At 37.6% G+C, this 16,160-nt stretch carries 14 protein-coding genes; 10 read left to right on the top strand and 4 right to left on the bottom strand.

Annotated features, from left to right (window positions below):
• The first annotated feature begins 236 nt into the window (after nucleotides 1-236).
• The 3 genes from argH to ACLHDG_RS11195 all read left to right on the top strand — a co-directional run bounded on the left by argH (nucleotide 237) and on the right by ACLHDG_RS11195 (nucleotide 2,971).
• Nucleotides 237-1,625 carry an argininosuccinate lyase gene (argH, locus tag ACLHDG_RS11205; RefSeq protein WP_415406324.1) on the top strand — a complete coding sequence of 463 codons (1,389 nt, stop codon included), beginning with the start codon at nucleotides 237-239 and terminating at the stop codon, nucleotides 1,623-1,625.
• 3 nt (nucleotides 1,626-1,628) lie between these two features.
• Nucleotides 1,629-2,231: a hypothetical protein gene (locus ACLHDG_RS11200; protein WP_415406323.1), complete on the top strand. Its 603-nt coding sequence runs from the start codon at nucleotides 1,629-1,631 to the stop codon at nucleotides 2,229-2,231.
• 290 nt (nucleotides 2,232-2,521) lie between these two features.
• The gene (locus ACLHDG_RS11195) at nucleotides 2,522-2,971 is read left to right on the top strand and encodes an REP-associated tyrosine transposase (protein WP_415406322.1); all 450 of its coding nucleotides are present in this window, start codon (nucleotides 2,522-2,524) and stop codon (nucleotides 2,969-2,971) included.
• Nucleotides 2,972-3,024: 53 nt separating this feature from the next.
• On the opposite strand, the gene ACLHDG_RS11190 is transcribed toward ACLHDG_RS11195, so the two are convergent.
• On the bottom strand, nucleotides 3,025-3,366 hold the full coding sequence (locus ACLHDG_RS11190) for a hypothetical protein (protein WP_415406321.1): 342 nt from the start codon (nucleotides 3,364-3,366) through the stop codon (nucleotides 3,025-3,027).
• Between the two features lie 235 nt (nucleotides 3,367-3,601).
• On the opposite strand from ACLHDG_RS11190, the gene ACLHDG_RS11185 reads away from it, so the two are divergent.
• Nucleotides 3,602-4,075, top strand: a complete 474-nt coding sequence (locus ACLHDG_RS11185; RefSeq protein WP_415406320.1) for a DUF2231 domain-containing protein — start codon at nucleotides 3,602-3,604, stop codon at nucleotides 4,073-4,075.
• Between the two features lie 76 nt (nucleotides 4,076-4,151).
• On the opposite strand, the gene ACLHDG_RS11180 is transcribed toward ACLHDG_RS11185, so the two are convergent.
• From ACLHDG_RS11180 to ACLHDG_RS11170, 3 genes are all read right to left on the bottom strand, one after another.
• Nucleotides 4,152-4,826, bottom strand: a complete 675-nt coding sequence (locus tag ACLHDG_RS11180) for a cytochrome b/b6 domain-containing protein (RefSeq protein WP_415406319.1) — start codon at nucleotides 4,824-4,826, stop codon at nucleotides 4,152-4,154.
• Between the two features lie 408 nt (nucleotides 4,827-5,234).
• Nucleotides 5,235-6,083: a DUF2279 domain-containing protein gene (locus tag ACLHDG_RS11175; protein WP_415406318.1), complete on the bottom strand. Its 849-nt coding sequence runs from the start codon at nucleotides 6,081-6,083 to the stop codon at nucleotides 5,235-5,237.
• A 279-nt stretch (nucleotides 6,084-6,362) separates the two neighbouring features.
• Nucleotides 6,363-6,716 (bottom strand): histidine triad nucleotide-binding protein, encoded by a 354-nt coding sequence (locus ACLHDG_RS11170; protein ID WP_415406317.1) that lies wholly within the window; start codon nucleotides 6,714-6,716, stop codon nucleotides 6,363-6,365.
• Nucleotides 6,717-7,008: 292 nt separating this feature from the next.
• On the opposite strand from ACLHDG_RS11170, the gene pheS reads away from it, so the two are divergent.
• The 6 genes from pheS to serA all read left to right on the top strand — a co-directional run bounded on the left by pheS (nucleotide 7,009) and on the right by serA (nucleotide 16,032).
• Nucleotides 7,009-8,001 (top strand): phenylalanine--tRNA ligase subunit alpha, encoded by a 993-nt coding sequence (gene pheS / locus ACLHDG_RS11165; RefSeq protein WP_415406316.1) that lies wholly within the window; start codon nucleotides 7,009-7,011, stop codon nucleotides 7,999-8,001.
• Nucleotides 7,998-10,331: a phenylalanine--tRNA ligase subunit beta gene (pheT, locus tag ACLHDG_RS11160; RefSeq protein ID WP_415406315.1), complete on the top strand. Its 2,334-nt coding sequence runs from the start codon at nucleotides 7,998-8,000 to the stop codon at nucleotides 10,329-10,331. The genes pheS and pheT overlap by 4 nt, the downstream gene beginning before the upstream one ends.
• A 2-nt stretch (nucleotides 10,332-10,333) precedes the next feature.
• Nucleotides 10,334-11,167: a 4-hydroxy-3-methylbut-2-enyl diphosphate reductase gene (locus ACLHDG_RS11155; protein WP_415406314.1), complete on the top strand. Its 834-nt coding sequence runs from the start codon at nucleotides 10,334-10,336 to the stop codon at nucleotides 11,165-11,167.
• Between the two features lie 11 nt (nucleotides 11,168-11,178).
• A complete protein-coding gene (gene aroA, locus ACLHDG_RS11150) occupies nucleotides 11,179-12,462 on the top strand; it encodes a 3-phosphoshikimate 1-carboxyvinyltransferase (protein ID WP_415406313.1) in 1,284 nt (427 codons plus the stop codon).
• 182 nt (nucleotides 12,463-12,644) lie between these two features.
• The gene (locus ACLHDG_RS11145) at nucleotides 12,645-14,297 is read left to right on the top strand and encodes a 30S ribosomal protein S1 (protein ID WP_415406312.1); all 1,653 of its coding nucleotides are present in this window, start codon (nucleotides 12,645-12,647) and stop codon (nucleotides 14,295-14,297) included.
• Between the two features lie 145 nt (nucleotides 14,298-14,442).
• Nucleotides 14,443-16,032: a phosphoglycerate dehydrogenase gene (serA, locus tag ACLHDG_RS11140; protein WP_415406311.1), complete on the top strand. Its 1,590-nt coding sequence runs from the start codon at nucleotides 14,443-14,445 to the stop codon at nucleotides 16,030-16,032.
• The last annotated feature ends 128 nt before the right edge of the window (nucleotides 16,033-16,160 follow it).

Raw genomic sequence — 16,160 nt, 5'->3', positions numbered from 1 at the left:
TTAACTCCTATCGTTTATAATGTTATTAGAAAAGGTAGCATCTCTGAAGAGCTTGTTTTACTCCTTGTCCAAAATTGTAAACTTCCTTGTTTGCTCTTTGGCTATCTTTTATAGAAGAGCCTTTCCTCATATCTCCCTAGATATAACCCCCTTGTTTTTTTAGGCTCTTCGTCTTTCAAAACCTTCTCAAACGTACTTTACGATAAAATACATCAATTAATTACCTAGGAATATCAATGTCTAAAAAAATTGCATCTGCAAGAATCTCTGAGAAGAGTTCGAAATTACTTCAAGATCTTAATAACTCTCTGCCTTTTGATAAAGTACTTTATCGTGAAGATATAGAGGGGTCACGTGCGCATGCGTATATGCTTTGTGAGCAGGGGATCATCTCTAAAGAGGATTATGAACAGATAGAGGGTGGTTTGTATGAGATCTTAGGTGAAGTGGAGTCTGGTGAGTTTAAGCTTGATGGTGATGATGAAGATATCCATATGGCTGTTGAGGGAAGACTTACAGACAAGATAGGAGATGCGGGTAAACGTCTTCATACAGCACGTAGTCGTAACGACCAAGTGGCGCTTGACTTTAGACTCTATGTGCAGAACAATACTAAAGCCATCGCTGACCTACTTTTAGAAAACATCTCTACTTTTGTGAAAACAGCTGAAGCAAATGCAGAAGTGATGCTTCCCGGTATGACACACCTACAACATGCACAGCCTATAAACTTCGGTTACCACATGATGGCTTATGCGAGTATGTTTAAACGTGACTATAAGCGTTTTATGAGTTCTTATGAGCGTAACAACTACTCTCCTATAGGTTGTGCCGCATTGGCTGGTACTCCACATAACATCTCCCGTCAGATCACTTCAGATAAACTGGGCTTCAATGCACCGACTCTGAACTGTCTTGACACGGTAAGTGATCGTGACTTTGCGTTGGAGATACTCTTTAACATCTCTACTATGATGATGCATATGAGTCGTTTGAGTGAAGAGCTTATCTTGTGGTCTGCAAGTGAGTTTAGATGGGTGACACTCAGTGATAGACATGCAACGGGTAGCTCCATCATGCCTCAAAAGAAAAACCCTGACATCCCTGAACTTCTCAGAGGAAAGACAGGTCGTGTAAACGGTAATCTTGTTGCACTTCTTACTGTGATGAAAGGTTTACCACTTGCATACAACAAAGATATGCAAGAAGATAAAGAGGGTGTATTTGATTCTGTAAGAACAGCACTTCTTTCACTACAAGTACTCAACGAGATGATAGCAGATATGACAGTGAATGTAGAGCAGATGGAAAAAGCATGTATGGTAGGACACCTAAGTGCGACAGACTTGGCAGACTACCTTGTAAAAGAAGCAGGGCTTCCGTTCCGTGATGCTTACCACATCACTGGTAATGCAGTGAACCTTGCTGAAGAGAAAGGTCTTGATATCTCTGAGCTTTCTTTGGCTGATCTACAGAGCATAGATAAGCGTATAGGTGAGGGTGTAGTAGCACTTCTTGATAACCGTGCTTCTATGAATGCTCGTATGTCTGAAGGTGGTACTGCTACTGTTAGGACTTTGGAGCAGGTGGAGAGTTTGAAGGTTTGGTTGGGTAAGCAGAATTAAAAAATGGAAAAGAAACAATTAGCCAATCATTGGAATTACTTTTTATTATTAGAAAAAGATTTTATAAATTTAAAAAATTATATAGAGGTTAGTGAAAGAAATTTTGAAACATATTCATTTGAACTGTCTAAAATATTACAATTAGCATGTTCTGAAATTGATTCTGTTTGTCGTTTGCTATGTAAAACAATAGATAGTACGAGTGATTATTTTGATGAAACAGTTTTTAGTGGTAATATATCTCAATATAAAGATATTATTTTATCTAAATATCCAAAATTAACTCAAAGTGAAGTAATAATTCTAGATTTAGATATTGATATTAAACCGTGGGAAGAATGGGATGTGAAGGATTCACCCAATTGGTGGAAAAGCTATAACTTAGTCAAACATTACCGACATAGCAATTTTGAGAAAGCAAATTTAGAGAATATTATTTATGCTTTAAGTGCTTTAATGATATTAAATTTGTATCTGAATAGGGTTAGTGGAAGTGATAAATCTAGTTTGCAAGATCTTCAACCGAAATATTTTGAGTCTAAATATTTTAGTTTATATATTGTAACAGACCCAAGAAATGAATTGCCAGATTTTGAAGAAAATTAACTAATTTCACCTTTCTCGTTACCACGGTGTCCGTGGTAATGTGTACATCACTTTAAACTGATAAATAACTCCCTATTTCTTTATATATCAAATATCATTGGTGCGTTGGCAAACGCACCCTACGGGTTTGGTTTTGGTGGTGATGTTTTTTTGTGAATATATTTTGTTGTAGGGTGCGTTTGCCAACGCACCTTTTTTACATATACAACCACAACAATATGATTCCATATAAAAACATGACAATATGTCATATTTTCAATAATAATCATAATTCTTTGTTACACTTTAAAATGGCAAATTATAAACGACTTTTTTTAGCAGGACATAGCTATTATTTAACTATGGTTACACATAGACGTAATCCAATTTTGATTGATAATATTGAACTGTTACGTAATAGCTTTCGTGATAGTAAACGATTTTATATTTATAACATAGATGCCATTGTGGTGTTACCTAATCATATACATATGATTATTACTCCTAAAAATGTGACCGATTATCCTAAAATTGTCAAATCTATAAAATATAATTTTTCAAGGCATTTTAATATAGAAGAAGAACAATCATATAGTAGATATAAAAGAAAAATAAAACCTATATGGCAGAAGCGATATTATGAACATACTATTAGAGATGAAAAAGATTATTTGCGATGTTTGGAGTATATACGTAATAATCCATTGAAGCATAAATATGTAGAGAATGAGGAAGAATGGGAATATTCATCATTGACGTAGGGTGCGTTGGCAAACGCACCCTACGAGCTGGTTTATAATTTAAGAGGAGCCAATCAGCCGCACCCACCGCCACAACTTGTAGCAGAGAAATCTGTAGTGTTCTGTGCTTCTGATTTTTTTGAAAAGACGATCTGTGTCAATCCGTTTGGTAACTCTTGATGGGTATAATCAAATTCGTCTTCGATCTTTGGAAATAGACCCGTAGGGGCACAATGATTTAACATGATCAACTGCTCGTCATCTTTTAGTACTGCTAGACCAGCCATTGCATTTACCATCGGGTGTCCACCTTTGGAAGTATCAAACTGATAGGTTGTGATCGTTCCGATCGTTCCTTTTTTAAATTCTACAGTGGCATTTTCAATGTTTACAACAGAACTGTTTGTGATGTCCATAATAATATGTCCTTTTTTATTTTTCGGTATTTTAGCGTAGTCAACTCTTTTTTAAAATGATATAAGTCAACTACTATTGAAAATAGAGGTCATGTCATGCTATTGTATATCAGCTTTAGATATGCAGTGCGATGGGAACTATAGTAACGAGAGTATAGTTCAACTGCCTATAAATTAATATTGTATTAATTTATTTGATACTATAATATTCTGTATATAAACACTAGGAATAAAAATGAATGTAATGCATCCCCCATTTGTACACTTTGTCGTTGCTTTGCCAATTGTGGCTCTTTTTTCTCAATTTACCTATATGGTAACTAAAGACAAAGCCTATTCCAAAGCTGCAACACGGATCATAGCTTTTGCACTGTTGGTATCTTTGTTTGCTATACTCAGTGGATTGAACGATGCAGAAAAGATAATGGATGCAAATAGAATTTTGCAAGATGGTGTTAATGTTCTGAATAACCATAAAATATTTGGTTTTGTTGTAGTAGCCATACTCTTTGTCACTACCTTGACAAAATGGTTTGCCCTTTCCAAAAACTCTTCACGTCTTGAATATCTCTCTATTGCATTAATTATTCTTGCAAGTATGACTTCACTCTATCAGGGGAGAAGTGGAGGATCTCTTGTATATCAATACGCTGGAGGCATAGATAATCAAGTGATTACACAAAGAGTAAATGAGCAGAAAAAGAATTAGTATTTGCCCCTGTTAGCACAGTTTTTCTTGTTCCCTCTCTTCTGAGATGGAATGCATATGTCAATTTACGTTTTATCTAACCGGTAATAATGTTTCCATTTCCACTTAAGGCGTAAAGCAGGATGAAGAGGCTTAACCCGATACCGATAAGTGCTACTGCTTTTTGGAAGAGTGTCAGTTTTGCATTTTCTCCTTCCATATTTTTATGACCGTCAATGATGGAGGTCAGGGTACCGTCTTTGGCATGTAACAATCTGTCAACTAAAACACCGCCAACATGTACAGCTATCAGAAACCATAAAACAGCCCCGAGAAATTCATGGATCTCTTCAAAAAACTCCATGTCTTTTAAGAAAGTGTCATGTAAAAAAGAGAAGATGCCCCTGTTTTCCTGAGTGCCGTAGGTCAGCAGTCCTGTTATGGTAAGTAGGAGTATCACAATGATAATGCCGACCATGGCATAACTTGCAGCGGCATTGTGTCCGATATACTTTTTCTTAGGATTAAAGAGCGAGAGAAGGTACTCCTTTAGTGCTGTTATATTTAGATTGAAATCACTGAATCTGGAGTATTTCGGTCCAATGACGCCCCATAAAACTCTATAGAGTAACAGCATGCCTAGCGCGGTACCCAATGCCACATGTAGTGTTAGTAGATCATCCCACTCTGAAGTGATATAGGCACTTAGTGTAAATAGAACCAATAATGAATGAAAAATGCGTGTTGGCAATGTCCATACATAAACTTTCATCTCACACCTCCTATGAAATTATTGTCTTTTTCATCAATATATATTACAATGGGTACTAGATATCTTCTATTTTAGCAATAATTTCCCCTATATTTTTCCCCTTCATCTTCACCCCATACACTTTAGCAACAGGTTGTTTCTTACATGTTTTACACATATTGATACATGACTTTATTATGATGTCATCATCGTGAAAAGCTTTATTGAGCTTTTTGTGAAACTTTTTGCACCCCAAGGGCATTTCCTGAGGGCATCTTGGGAAAATGTTTGCATATTTTGATTTTCATAGTTTACTATAGCAAAGGTTGTGTGGAGTGTATGAGGAAGAAGATCTATGTGATCATGTTATTTTTTCTTGTTCCAAAGCTTTAGCTTCGGTACAAGGGTAAAGTTAGATGTATATTTTTACTATCTGCCTCTTGAGTATGGTGGTATATAAGAGTTGGAATTAAAATCACGCTCAAATGGAATATAGGTATATGGAAGTTGATAATAGTTAAACACCTTACTGGTCTTAAGCCAACCCATCTCTTTAAGTACTTCAGAAACATTAATACCTATGCCTACATAGCCAATTCTCTCTTTTTGAGGATAGTCGATCTCATTTTCATACCCTCTTGTATAGTAGCCAAGTTGAAGTTCACCATATTTTAAAAAACTGTCATTCATACTCTCAAAGCCACTGAATTTAACTGCCATGACATACTTCATGGAATCATATTTGGTAAAAATATCTCCACTACTATTATTATTGAAGTTTGGTAAGTACTCTAAACGAAGATCTACTTTCTCTTTGAGAGATGGATATTTTTCTCTTAAATAATAAAAACCGGCACCAATGGTATTTGCGATCATATCTTCATAAGAGAAACCTTGGGATTCACTAAATGAATCTCCCACCTCCATCAAACCTTGAAAGATCCAAGAGGTTAGAGGACCGTAGATCATCGCATCATCATTTTCCATACCCCAGTATTCATAGAGTGAAGAGAAACCCAATGACCAAAGATAGGTAGAGTAAAGGTGGCCAAGTTTGTCAGCCCCACCATACTTTGTATCTTCCTCAAACCAGCCTTCGTCACCCATCACCGGGGATATGGTAAAATAATCCCAGAATGCCACACCCCATGCAGTAACAACAGCACCACCAATTAAATTTGTATATAATACTCTATCTTTTAATTCTTCGTCTGTGAGTTTTGTCTCAGGCTTGAAAGTAAATTTTTCAAAAGTTGTCTGTTCGGTTTTATCTGCCATCAGACTAGTTGTTATTAATAGAATTAAAATTATTTTTTTGATCACTATCTCCCCTTATAATAGCATTCTATGAACAAGCCAAAGAATCTCCCCCAATTATTAATATAGTATTGTACCATCAGAATATAAAAACCTAAACTTTTTGATCATTATTCTTTAAAATACTTTTTTGTTTTTTTAAGTTGTTTGTTGGAAAGGTATTAAGCTTGTAAATGTTTTGAATGAAGGAAAGAAATACTTTTTGGATACCTCATGTTGTAACATGAGGGTGAAATCTTTTTAAAGACTTCTATGTGCATCCTCATGTGTATGGTCCCATACGAGTTTTGCTCCGCCTAGTAGGTGGAAATGTAGATGATTTACTTCTTGCCCTCCATCTGATCCGTTGTTGGTGATGAGTCTGTAGCCGGTTTTGTCTATGCCTACTTTTGTTGCCACTTCCTGAGTAAACTCTGTAATCGCACCCATAGTTTCAGCAGTGACATCCTGAAAACAATCTACATGCTGTTTGGGAATGATGAGGATGTGGATAGGTGCCTTTGGATGGAGGTCATGGAATGCCAAGAAGTGTTCGCTTTCATGAACAGTATTGTTAGGGATCTCTCCATTTACGATCTTACAAAATATACACATGTTATTGTCCTTTGGTTATTTGATTTATTTTTTATTTTTCTTATCATATCGACTTGTGGATACCCGTGTCAAGCACGAGTATGACGTAGTGATTTTAAGTGATTATAACACAGAAAAGTAGCAATAAATCCCATTATTAGTTACATTTGGATAAAATCACGTTAAATTATATACAATAAATTATAGCGTTAGCGTTAATGTGACTAGTCACATGAGTATACTGCTGAAGTAAACCTAGTGTTAACGTAGTCTAAGGAGCTTAGCTTCTTAGGCGTTCTATAAATGGAGTTTTATGGAAAATTTAGAAGAGAAGATCGTTCAGGCTGATTCGCTTGAAACACTGGAAAAGGTACGTGTTGAGCTTTTTGGTAAGAAGGGTGTTTTAGCAGCGCAGTTTGCTAAGATGAAAGATATACCCGGACCAGAGAAAAAAGCATTTGCAGAGGGGTTGAACAAGAGTAAAGCAGCACTGCAAAGCTCTTTTGATGTACGTTATGAAGCACTTAAGGCTGAAGAGATAGAGAGAGTACTTAAAAGTGAAGCGATAGATGTTTCTCTTTATGGCACTCTTGCACAAAAAGGTGCACTCCACCCGGTAATGGAGACGATGGATAAGATCATCGACTACTTTGTGGCGTTGAACTTTGCAGTGGAGAGTGGTCCTATGGTCGAAGATGATTTCCATAACTTTGAAGCACTGAATCTCCCTAAGTACCACCCTGCCAGAGATATGCAAGATACATTCTACTTTAATGATGGCGGATTGCTTCGTACGCATACTTCACCTGTGCAGATACGTACGATGATGGAAACGAAGCCTCCTATCCGTATGATCGCACCGGGTTCTGTATTTCGTAGAGATTATGACTTGACACATACACCGATGTTCCATCAGGTAGAAGGTCTTGTGGTAGATGACAAAGGCAAAGTGAGTTTTGCTAACCTCAAAGCTATCTTGACAGACTTCTTGCAGTATATGTTTGGTGATGTTGAAGTACGTTTTAGACCAAGTTTCTTTCCTTTCACCGAACCGTCTGCTGAAGTGGATATCTCTTGTATCTTCTGTGAAGGTAAAGGGTGTAGAGTCTGTTCACATACAGGATGGTTGGAAGTCCTTGGTTGTGGTATCGTTGATCCGAATGTCTTTAAGGCAGTGGGTTATGAAGATGTGAGTGGTTATGCATTTGGTTTGGGTGTAGAGCGTTTTGCGATGCTTATGCACAAAATACCTGATCTGAGATCTTTGTTTGAAGGTGATATTCGTTTGTTGGAGCAGTTTAGATGATAGTAACAAGAAGTTGGTTAAATGAATTTATAGACCTGAGCAATGTGTCGAATGAAACGCTTTATGAAACGTTTAACTCTATAGGGTTGGAAGTTGACAGTATCAATCAGATTGAAATTGCCCAGAAAGTTGTTGTAGGGAAAATACTTTCTTGTGAAAAACACCCTGATGCAGATAAGCTCAATGTATGTCAGATAGATGTAGGTTCAGGTACAAGACAGATCGTCTGTGGTGCTGCCAATGTAATAGATGCTGAGTATGTAGCTGTAGCGACCATCGGTGCAGTACTTCCTGGTGATTTTGCCATCAAGCATGCGAAACTTCGCGGTGTGGAGAGTGAAGGAATGGTATGTGCCTCTTCTGAGCTTGGATTGCCCAATACGGGTAAAGGAATTATGATACTTGATGAAAGTATCGGTGAGCTCGAAGTGGGACGTGAATTTGGTTCTTATGAGACAGTGGCAGATACGATCATTGAGCTTGAACTTACAGCCAACAGAGGTGATTGTCTTAGCATTTATGGTGTGGCTAGAGATTTGAGCTCGGCACTTGACATCGAGATGAAACCTTTTGAGTACAAAGAAGCAGAGAAGATGAAGCTTGGTATCGCCAGAGATGCAGAGCTTCATAGTGATGGCGAAATGGATGCGGATCTGTACTATAAACGTGCAACCATAAATGATATCAATAATAGTTTTCTCGTACAGTTACGTTTAGCTATGGTAAGTGTAGAAGCAGAGGGTAAACTGGTAAGTGTGTTGGCTTATGCTACTCATGCAACAGGTGTGATCTTGCGTGCGTATGACAGTGATGCTTTCCGTAATGAAGAAGGGAAAGTAGTAGTTACCCCTAGGGCAAAAGCCAAAGGGATCATAGAGATCATAGGTAATACGCAAGTACTTTCTGTAGCTGGTGTGAATCAAAAAGAAGAAGTGATAGCAAACGATGAGACAAAAGAGCTTTTGCTGGAAGCCAGTTATATCAACCCGGATACTTTAGTTGAAGCGGTTTCAACTACTTCTTTGAAGAGAGATGACCTTTACTATAAAACATCAAGAGGATCTAACCCGGATCTTAGATTTGGTCTTACTTTCTTAGCTTCACTACTGGATAGGTATACAGATATTAACTGTTATGAGGGTTCTTTAAATGTAGATGTAGATAGAGAACATGAGACTGTCATCGTAGAGGCTAGTGAGATCTCAGCTATTGTGGGTATGGATGTAGAGATCAGTAAAATAGCAACTATCTTACAGAAACTTGGATTTGAAATAAGCTCTATGGGTCATGATATCATCGCTGCGGGAGTACCACTATTTAGACATGATATTAAACATATACAAGATATCGCTGAAGAGATCGTACGTATTATTGGGATCAATAATATTGAAGCAAAACCTTTTGTCTTTGCAGAGAAGGCACGTTTAAATGATACAACAGATAGATATAAAGCCAAAAAAGGGTTTAAGAACCGTGCAGTGGGTGCAGGATTTTATGAAAATGTGAGTTATGTCTTCAGTGAAAGAGCTCTATTGGAAAAATATGGTTTCCCTACAGTAGAAGAAGCACTTGACCTCTCTAACCCTATCGCAGAAGAGCTGAACACACTTAGAAGTACGATCCTTGTAAATCTTCTTAATGCAACGAGACGTAATGTGAGTTACACGAAGAAGTCTATCCCTCTTTTTGAGATAGGTGCTGTATTTGGAAGCAATAGAGAACAGGCAGAAGTACTCTCTTTTGTCTTCTGCGGACAAGTCGATGGTGAGAATGTAAGTAACGCCGGAAAACCAAAGATGATAGACTTTGCCTCTTTCACACAAAAAGTCGGTGCTGTTGTCGGTGCGTTTGACTTGGTGCCTTGCACCCATGAGAATGGACTTATTCACCCGTATCAGTCAGCAGACATAGTTGTAGATGGAAAAGTATGTGGTTTCTTAACGAAATTGCACCCTACAGTACAGGATGAGTATGATATACCTGAAACATTTATCGCAGAGTTGGATTTTGATGCATTGTTACCAAAACATATCAATGCGAAGCCTATCTCCAAGTTCCAGGGTGTCTATAAAGATCTTTCTGTTGTGATAGATAAGTCTATGAATTATTATGAAGTGGCTAAAGCACTCAACACATTGGAACTCCCTATGCTTAAAGATATCTATCCAGTAGATATTTATGAAGATGAAAAGTTGGGAGAGAAGAAGAGTTTAACGATTCGATTCTTTATCCAATCTATGGAGAAAACACTTGAAGAGAGTGATATAGAAGCGGTGATGAGTCAGGTAATGACTTGCCTTGAGACAGAGTGTAAAGCTGAATTGAGATAAAAATGAAAATAGAATTAGCATCTAGTTATGGATTTTGTTTTGGTGTAAAAAGAGCTATTAAAATAGCAGAAGAGCATAAAGGGAGTGTGACATACGGTCCATTGATCCATAATAAAGATGAGATCAATCGTCTTCAGGAAGGGTTTGGGATCGGTATTGCAAGAAATATTGATGATGTCAATATTGATGACTCTGTGGTGATCCGTACACACGGTATTCCTAAAGATGAACTTACTCAACTTAAAGCACAGGAAAATGAGATCATAGATGCAACATGTCCTTATGTGACCACACCTCAAAATATCGTTGCTAAAATGAGTGATGAGGGGTATAGTATCGTTATCTTTGGAGACAAAGATCACCCGGAGATCAAGGGTGTTGTGAGTTATGCGAAAGATTTGAGGAATGCCTTTATCGTAGAAGATGAAAAAGAGTTGGAAGGTTTGCCGATACTCTCTAAGGTTGCTGTTGTTGCACAAACAACAAGAAAACCGGAAGATTTTTTAAGGGTAGTAAATGCTCTTATCCTTGCACATAAAGAGGTAAGGGTATTTAATACCATTTGTAATGCAACATTTGAAAACCAGGATGCCGCAGCTGAATTAGCAAAAGATGCAGATGTGATGATAGTCATAGGCGGGAGACACTCTTCCAATACGAAACAATTACACTCTATCTGTAAGAGTTACTGTGAAGAGAGCTACTTGATAGAGAATGAAAAAGAGCTTGAATCCAGTTGGTTTGAGGGTAAAAAACTCTGTGGTATCTCTGCGGGTGCATCTACTCCTGATTGGGTCGTTCAAAATGTTATTGATAAGATCCAAAGTATAAAATAGGGTTAAATATAATGAATACACTTACACTAAAGCCTATCTCTAAAATTGATGGAGAGATCAATCTTCCTGGTTCTAAGAGCCTTTCAAACAGAGCTTTACTTCTTGCTGCTCTGGCAGAGGGGACTACAGAGATATTTAATCTTTTAGAGAGTGATGATACCAGACATATGTTAAATGCCCTTAAACAACTGGGTATCAAATATACGTTATCTGAGGATAAAACCCGATGTACTATTGAAGGTAATGGGGGTCCTATAAGCAGTGAAAAAGCACAAGAACTGTTTTTGGGTAATGCAGGCACTGCCATGCGTCCACTCTGTGCGGCATTGTGTTTAGGAGGAGGGGAGTATCTGTTAACGGGTGAACCTCGTATGAAAGAGCGGCCCATAGGGCATTTGGTAGATGCATTGAGAGAGGCAGGTGCTAAAATAACCTATAAAGAGAATGAAGGTTACCCTCCACTTGAGATCGAAGGAAATGGTTTGAAAGGTGGAGAGGTAAAGATAGAGGGTGCTATCTCGAGTCAGTTTTTGACAGCACTGCTGCTTGCTGCGCCGATGGCAAAAGAAGATATGACCATCTCTATCATTGGTGAACTCGTCTCCAAACCTTACATAGATATTACCTTACACATTATGAAAGCATTTGGTGTTGAAGTTTTAAATGAAAATTATAAAATTTTCCGTATTAAAGGTGGACAGAGCTATAAAGCAGTGGACTCTTTCATGGTGGAAGGAGATGCCTCTTCTGCTTCCTATTTCCTGGCTGCTGCAGCCATAAAAGGCGGTACGGTTAAAGTAACGGGTATCGGGAAAAACAGTATCCAGGGAGATGTTGCTTTTGCTGATGTGCTTGAAAAAATGGGTGCAAAAGTAGAGTGGGGTGATGATTTTGTATCTGTGACCCGGGGTGAGCTGAACCCTATAGATATGGATTTCAATCACATCCCGGATGCAGCAATGACCATCGCTACCACAGCACTTTTTGCCAAAGGTACTACCACACTTAGAAATATCTATAATTGGCGCGTAAAAGAGACAGATAGACTCTTCGCCATGGCTACGGAACTTCGAAAAGTTGGGGCTGAAGTAGAAGAGGGTGAGGATTATTTAAAAATAACACCCCCAAATGTTCTTAAACATGCAGCTATAGACACTTATGATGACCATAGAATGGCAATGTGTTTCTCTCTTTTGGCACTTGATCCGGTCTCTGTCACCATCAATGAACCTGAGTGTACAGCTAAAACTTTCCCTACTTATTTTGAGGTTTTGGAGAGTATTTCTTCTAACTGAAAACTTATTATTTCTCGTAGGTCGGGGTGTCCCTACCCCGACTTTAACTTTTTTTCTAAATCATCTTTATATTTCTTTACAAATTTTTGTCGGGGTAGGGATACCCCGACCTACATCTTATAAGCATCTTCATAAAGTTTTTGGATATAATAACGCAAAATTAGGCACACATAAGGATAGGTATGAAGTTCGAAGATATCGAAATAGAAGAAGTAGATTTTGAGGCGATGCTCGAGGAATCGTTCAAAAAGTCAGAGTCAAGAAGTGATTTAGTTACAGGTACAATTGTTAAAATTGATGAAAAAGATAATTTGGCAGTAGTAGATATCGGTGGTGGTAGAGATGCTAATCTTTCTCTTGACGAGATCAAAGACGAAGAGGGAAATATAGCATTTAAAGTAGGTGATACTATAGACGTTGTTACTATGGGTAGAGGTCGTATCTCTCATACAGCAGCACTTAGCAGAGTAGCACTTAACGAGTTTATCGCTGAATATGACGAAGATCAAGAGTATATCATCGAAGGTGTTGTAACGAAGACAAACAAAGGTGGCTACGTTGTAGACTGTGATGGTTTGGAATTCTTTATGCCACGTACACTCTCTTACCTCTCTTCAAAAGTAGATCCAAAAGGTAAAAAAGTTAAAGCGGTTATCGTTAAAGTAGATAAAGATAAAGGTTCAGTAGTTGTTTCAAGAAAAGAACTTATTGAACGTGATAAAGCTAAAACTGATGAGATCGTTGGTGCACTTCTTGAGAGTAAAGATCCGGTAATCGGTACGATCAAAAAGATCACTTCTTATGGTATGTTTGTAGATGTTGGTGGTATGGATGGTCTTGTTCACTATTCACAAATTTCTCACAAAGGTCCAGTGAATCCATCTAAATATTTCCAAGAGGGTGATGAAGTTAATGTTATCGCTTTAGAGTATGATAAAAAGAAAAGACACCTTTCTCTTTCTATTAAAGATGCAAATCCTGATCCTTGGGCTGACATTGATGCGATCATTGGTGTAGGTGATACAGTAACTGCTACAGTTTCTAAGATCGAACCTTATGGTGTATTTGTTGATCTTGGTGAAGATCTTGAAGCGTTCCTTCACGTATCTGAAATTTCTTGGGACAAAAATGTTAAACACCCGAAAGATTATTTAGAAAATAATTCAGAGATCAATGTTGAAGTGATCGAGATCGATAAAGAGGGTAGAAGACTTAGAGTAAGTCTTAAAAACCTTCTTCCTAAACCTATGGATGCATTTACAGCTGAAAACAGAGTTGGTGATGTTGTAACTGGTACAGTGACATCAATCACTGATTTTGGTGCATTTGTAAGAGTTGGTGCTATAGAAGGTCTTCTTCATAATCAAGAGATCTCTTGGGATAAGTCACAAAATGCAAAATCTGAACTCAAAGTGGGTGATGAAGTTGAAGTGAAGATCATCAAGATCGATAGAGATGCAGGAAAAATTTCATTGAGTAAAAAAGCACTTGAGGCTTCACCTGTAAAAGCATTTGCTGAAACGCATAAAAATGGTGCTATCGTAACTGGTACAGTAAAAGATAAAAAAGACTTTGGTGTATTTATTGCACTTGAAGACAATGTTGATGCACTTATCAGAACAGAAGATCTTCACCCTCTTAAAATTGACGAGATAGAAAAAGGTCAAGAGATCAAAGGTGTGATCAGCTTTATTGATGGTAACACTGATAGAATCAGAGTTTCTGTAAAAAGACTTGAGCGTCAAGAAGAGAGAGAAGCAATGGATCAACTTAACTTGGACCAAGATGACAGCATGACTTTAGGTGATGCATTTGGCGATAAATTTAAAAGATAAGCTATTATAGGACGCTTTTAGAGCAAAGCTCCAAAAACTGCGTTAACACTGAGTTGCCTTCAGCAGGCAGCTCATACGACTAGTCGTATTTTCTTCAGTACTTTAAAAAATTAAGTAAATAAAAAATTACAAAAAAGGTTATTAGATGTCAAGAAAAACTATTGTTGTTTGTGACCATATACACCAAAGTGGCTTAGATATTCTCGCTAATGATAGTGAAATAGAACTTATAAATGCTGCAGATGAGCCTAAAGATAAGCTCGTCTCAGAGATCATTCCTCTAGCAGATGTTGCAATTACACGTTCTTCTACAGATGTAGATGATGCGTTTTTAGCTGCAGCTAAAAAAATCACAGCAGTTGTACGTGCAGGTGTAGGTGTAGATAATGTAGATATCCCCGGTTCAAGTAAACAGGGTATTGTTATCATGAATGTACCTACAGCGAACACCATTGCTGCAGTGGAACTTACGATGGCACACTTGCTTTCATGTGTAAGAAAATTTCCTTATGCGCATAACAACCTCAAGCTTGATCGTGTATGGAGAAGACAGGACTGGTATGGTACGGAGCTTAAAGATAAAAAGCTTGGTGTCATCGGTTTTGGTAATATCGGTTCAAGAGTAGGTAAAAGAGCAAAAGCATTTGAGATGGATGTTCTTGCTTTTGACCCATACATTGATCCAAGTAAAGCAACAGATCTTGATGTTGCTTATACAAAAAACTTTGAAGATATTTTGGCATGTGATATTATCACTATTCATACACCTAAAAATCAAGAGACTATCGGGATGATAGGTTCTGAAGAGATCGCTAAGATGAAAGATGGTGTGATCCTTATAAACTGTGCTAGAGGTGGTTTGTATGATGAAGATGCACTTCTTGAAGGTTTGAAGTCTGGTAAGATAGCTATGGCAGGTATTGATGTATTTAACAAAGAACCTGCAACGGACCATCCTCTACTTGACCTTGATAATGTAACAGTTACACCACATCTTGGTGCCAATACTAAAGAGTCTCAACGTAATATTGCGATCCAGGCAGCTGAAAATGCAATAGCAGCTGTTAAAGGTATTTCGTACCCAAATGCACTTAATTTACCTATTAAAGAGAATGAATTACCTGATTTTGTGAGGCCATACCTTGAACTTATCCAAAAGATGGGACACTTATCTGCACAAGTCACTAAAAGTGCGGTGAAGTCCATCAAAGTGACTGCAGAAGGACCTGTGACCGAGTATATTGAATCTATGGGGACATTTGCTACTGTAGGTGTACTTACGGAGTCAGTCGGAGACACTGTGAATTATGTGAATGTAGAATTTGTTGCTGAAGATCGCGGTATAGAGATATTGAAAGAAACGAAACCAAATACAAGCGGTTTTACCAATAAAGTAGCTCTTAAACTTACTACAGTAGAGAGTACTATTACTATTGCTGGTACAGTATTTGATGATACTGTTCAACGTATTATTGAGATAGATGACTATACATTGGATGTTGAACCTAAAGGAACGATGATCTTCTTTAGAAATACAGACACACCGGGTGTTATTGGTGATGTAGGTCATATCTTGGCTAGTAATGAACTAAATATTTCTGACTTTAGATTAGGAAGAGACAATAAAAAACAGGCATTGGCTATAGTGCGTGTAGATGGTCAAATCTCTAAAAAAGTACTTGATGAACTTTCATCTTTGGAAGCGTGTATTAGCGTATCTTACGCAACGCTTTAAACTGATTTTTTTCGTGGGCATTTATGCCCGCGCAACGTGACACTACCTTAAATATTCAAAATAATTGATACAAACATCAATTTTTAATCATTAAATTAAATTCAATTAGATATAATCGCGATAATACT

The sequence above is a fragment of the Sulfurovum iocasae genome (genome assembly GCF_047716765.1).
Taxonomy (GTDB): domain Bacteria; phylum Campylobacterota; class Campylobacteria; order Campylobacterales; family Sulfurovaceae; genus Sulfurovum.
Note: the sequence above shows the minus strand (reverse complement) of the source record. Positions and strands in the feature narration are given on the sequence as shown.

What these genes read in the sequence shown, in the direction of transcription:
- argH (WP_415406324.1), top strand. Translation starts at nt 237, where the DNA reads ATGTCTAAAAAAATTGCATCTGCAAGAATCTCTGAGAAGAGTTCGAAA.
- ACLHDG_RS11200 (WP_415406323.1), top strand. Translation starts at nt 1,629, where the DNA reads ATGGAAAAGAAACAATTAGCCAATCATTGGAATTACTTTTTATTATTA.
- ACLHDG_RS11195 (WP_415406322.1), top strand. Translation starts at nt 2,522, where the DNA reads ATGGCAAATTATAAACGACTTTTTTTAGCAGGACATAGCTATTATTTA.
- ACLHDG_RS11190 (WP_415406321.1), bottom strand. Translation starts at nt 3,366, where the DNA reads ATGGACATCACAAACAGTTCTGTTGTAAACATTGAAAATGCCACTGTA.
- ACLHDG_RS11185 (WP_415406320.1), top strand. Translation starts at nt 3,602, where the DNA reads ATGAATGTAATGCATCCCCCATTTGTACACTTTGTCGTTGCTTTGCCA.
- ACLHDG_RS11180 (WP_415406319.1), bottom strand. Translation starts at nt 4,826, where the DNA reads ATGAAAGTTTATGTATGGACATTGCCAACACGCATTTTTCATTCATTA.
- ACLHDG_RS11175 (WP_415406318.1), bottom strand. Translation starts at nt 6,083, where the DNA reads ATGGCAGATAAAACCGAACAGACAACTTTTGAAAAATTTACTTTCAAG.
- ACLHDG_RS11170 (WP_415406317.1), bottom strand. Translation starts at nt 6,716, where the DNA reads ATGTGTATATTTTGTAAGATCGTAAATGGAGAGATCCCTAACAATACT.
- pheS (WP_415406316.1), top strand. Translation starts at nt 7,009, where the DNA reads ATGGAAAATTTAGAAGAGAAGATCGTTCAGGCTGATTCGCTTGAAACA.
- pheT (WP_415406315.1), top strand. Translation starts at nt 7,998, where the DNA reads ATGATAGTAACAAGAAGTTGGTTAAATGAATTTATAGACCTGAGCAAT.
- ACLHDG_RS11155 (WP_415406314.1), top strand. Translation starts at nt 10,334, where the DNA reads ATGAAAATAGAATTAGCATCTAGTTATGGATTTTGTTTTGGTGTAAAA.
- aroA (WP_415406313.1), top strand. Translation starts at nt 11,179, where the DNA reads ATGAATACACTTACACTAAAGCCTATCTCTAAAATTGATGGAGAGATC.
- ACLHDG_RS11145 (WP_415406312.1), top strand. Translation starts at nt 12,645, where the DNA reads ATGAAGTTCGAAGATATCGAAATAGAAGAAGTAGATTTTGAGGCGATG.
- serA (WP_415406311.1), top strand. Translation starts at nt 14,443, where the DNA reads ATGTCAAGAAAAACTATTGTTGTTTGTGACCATATACACCAAAGTGGC.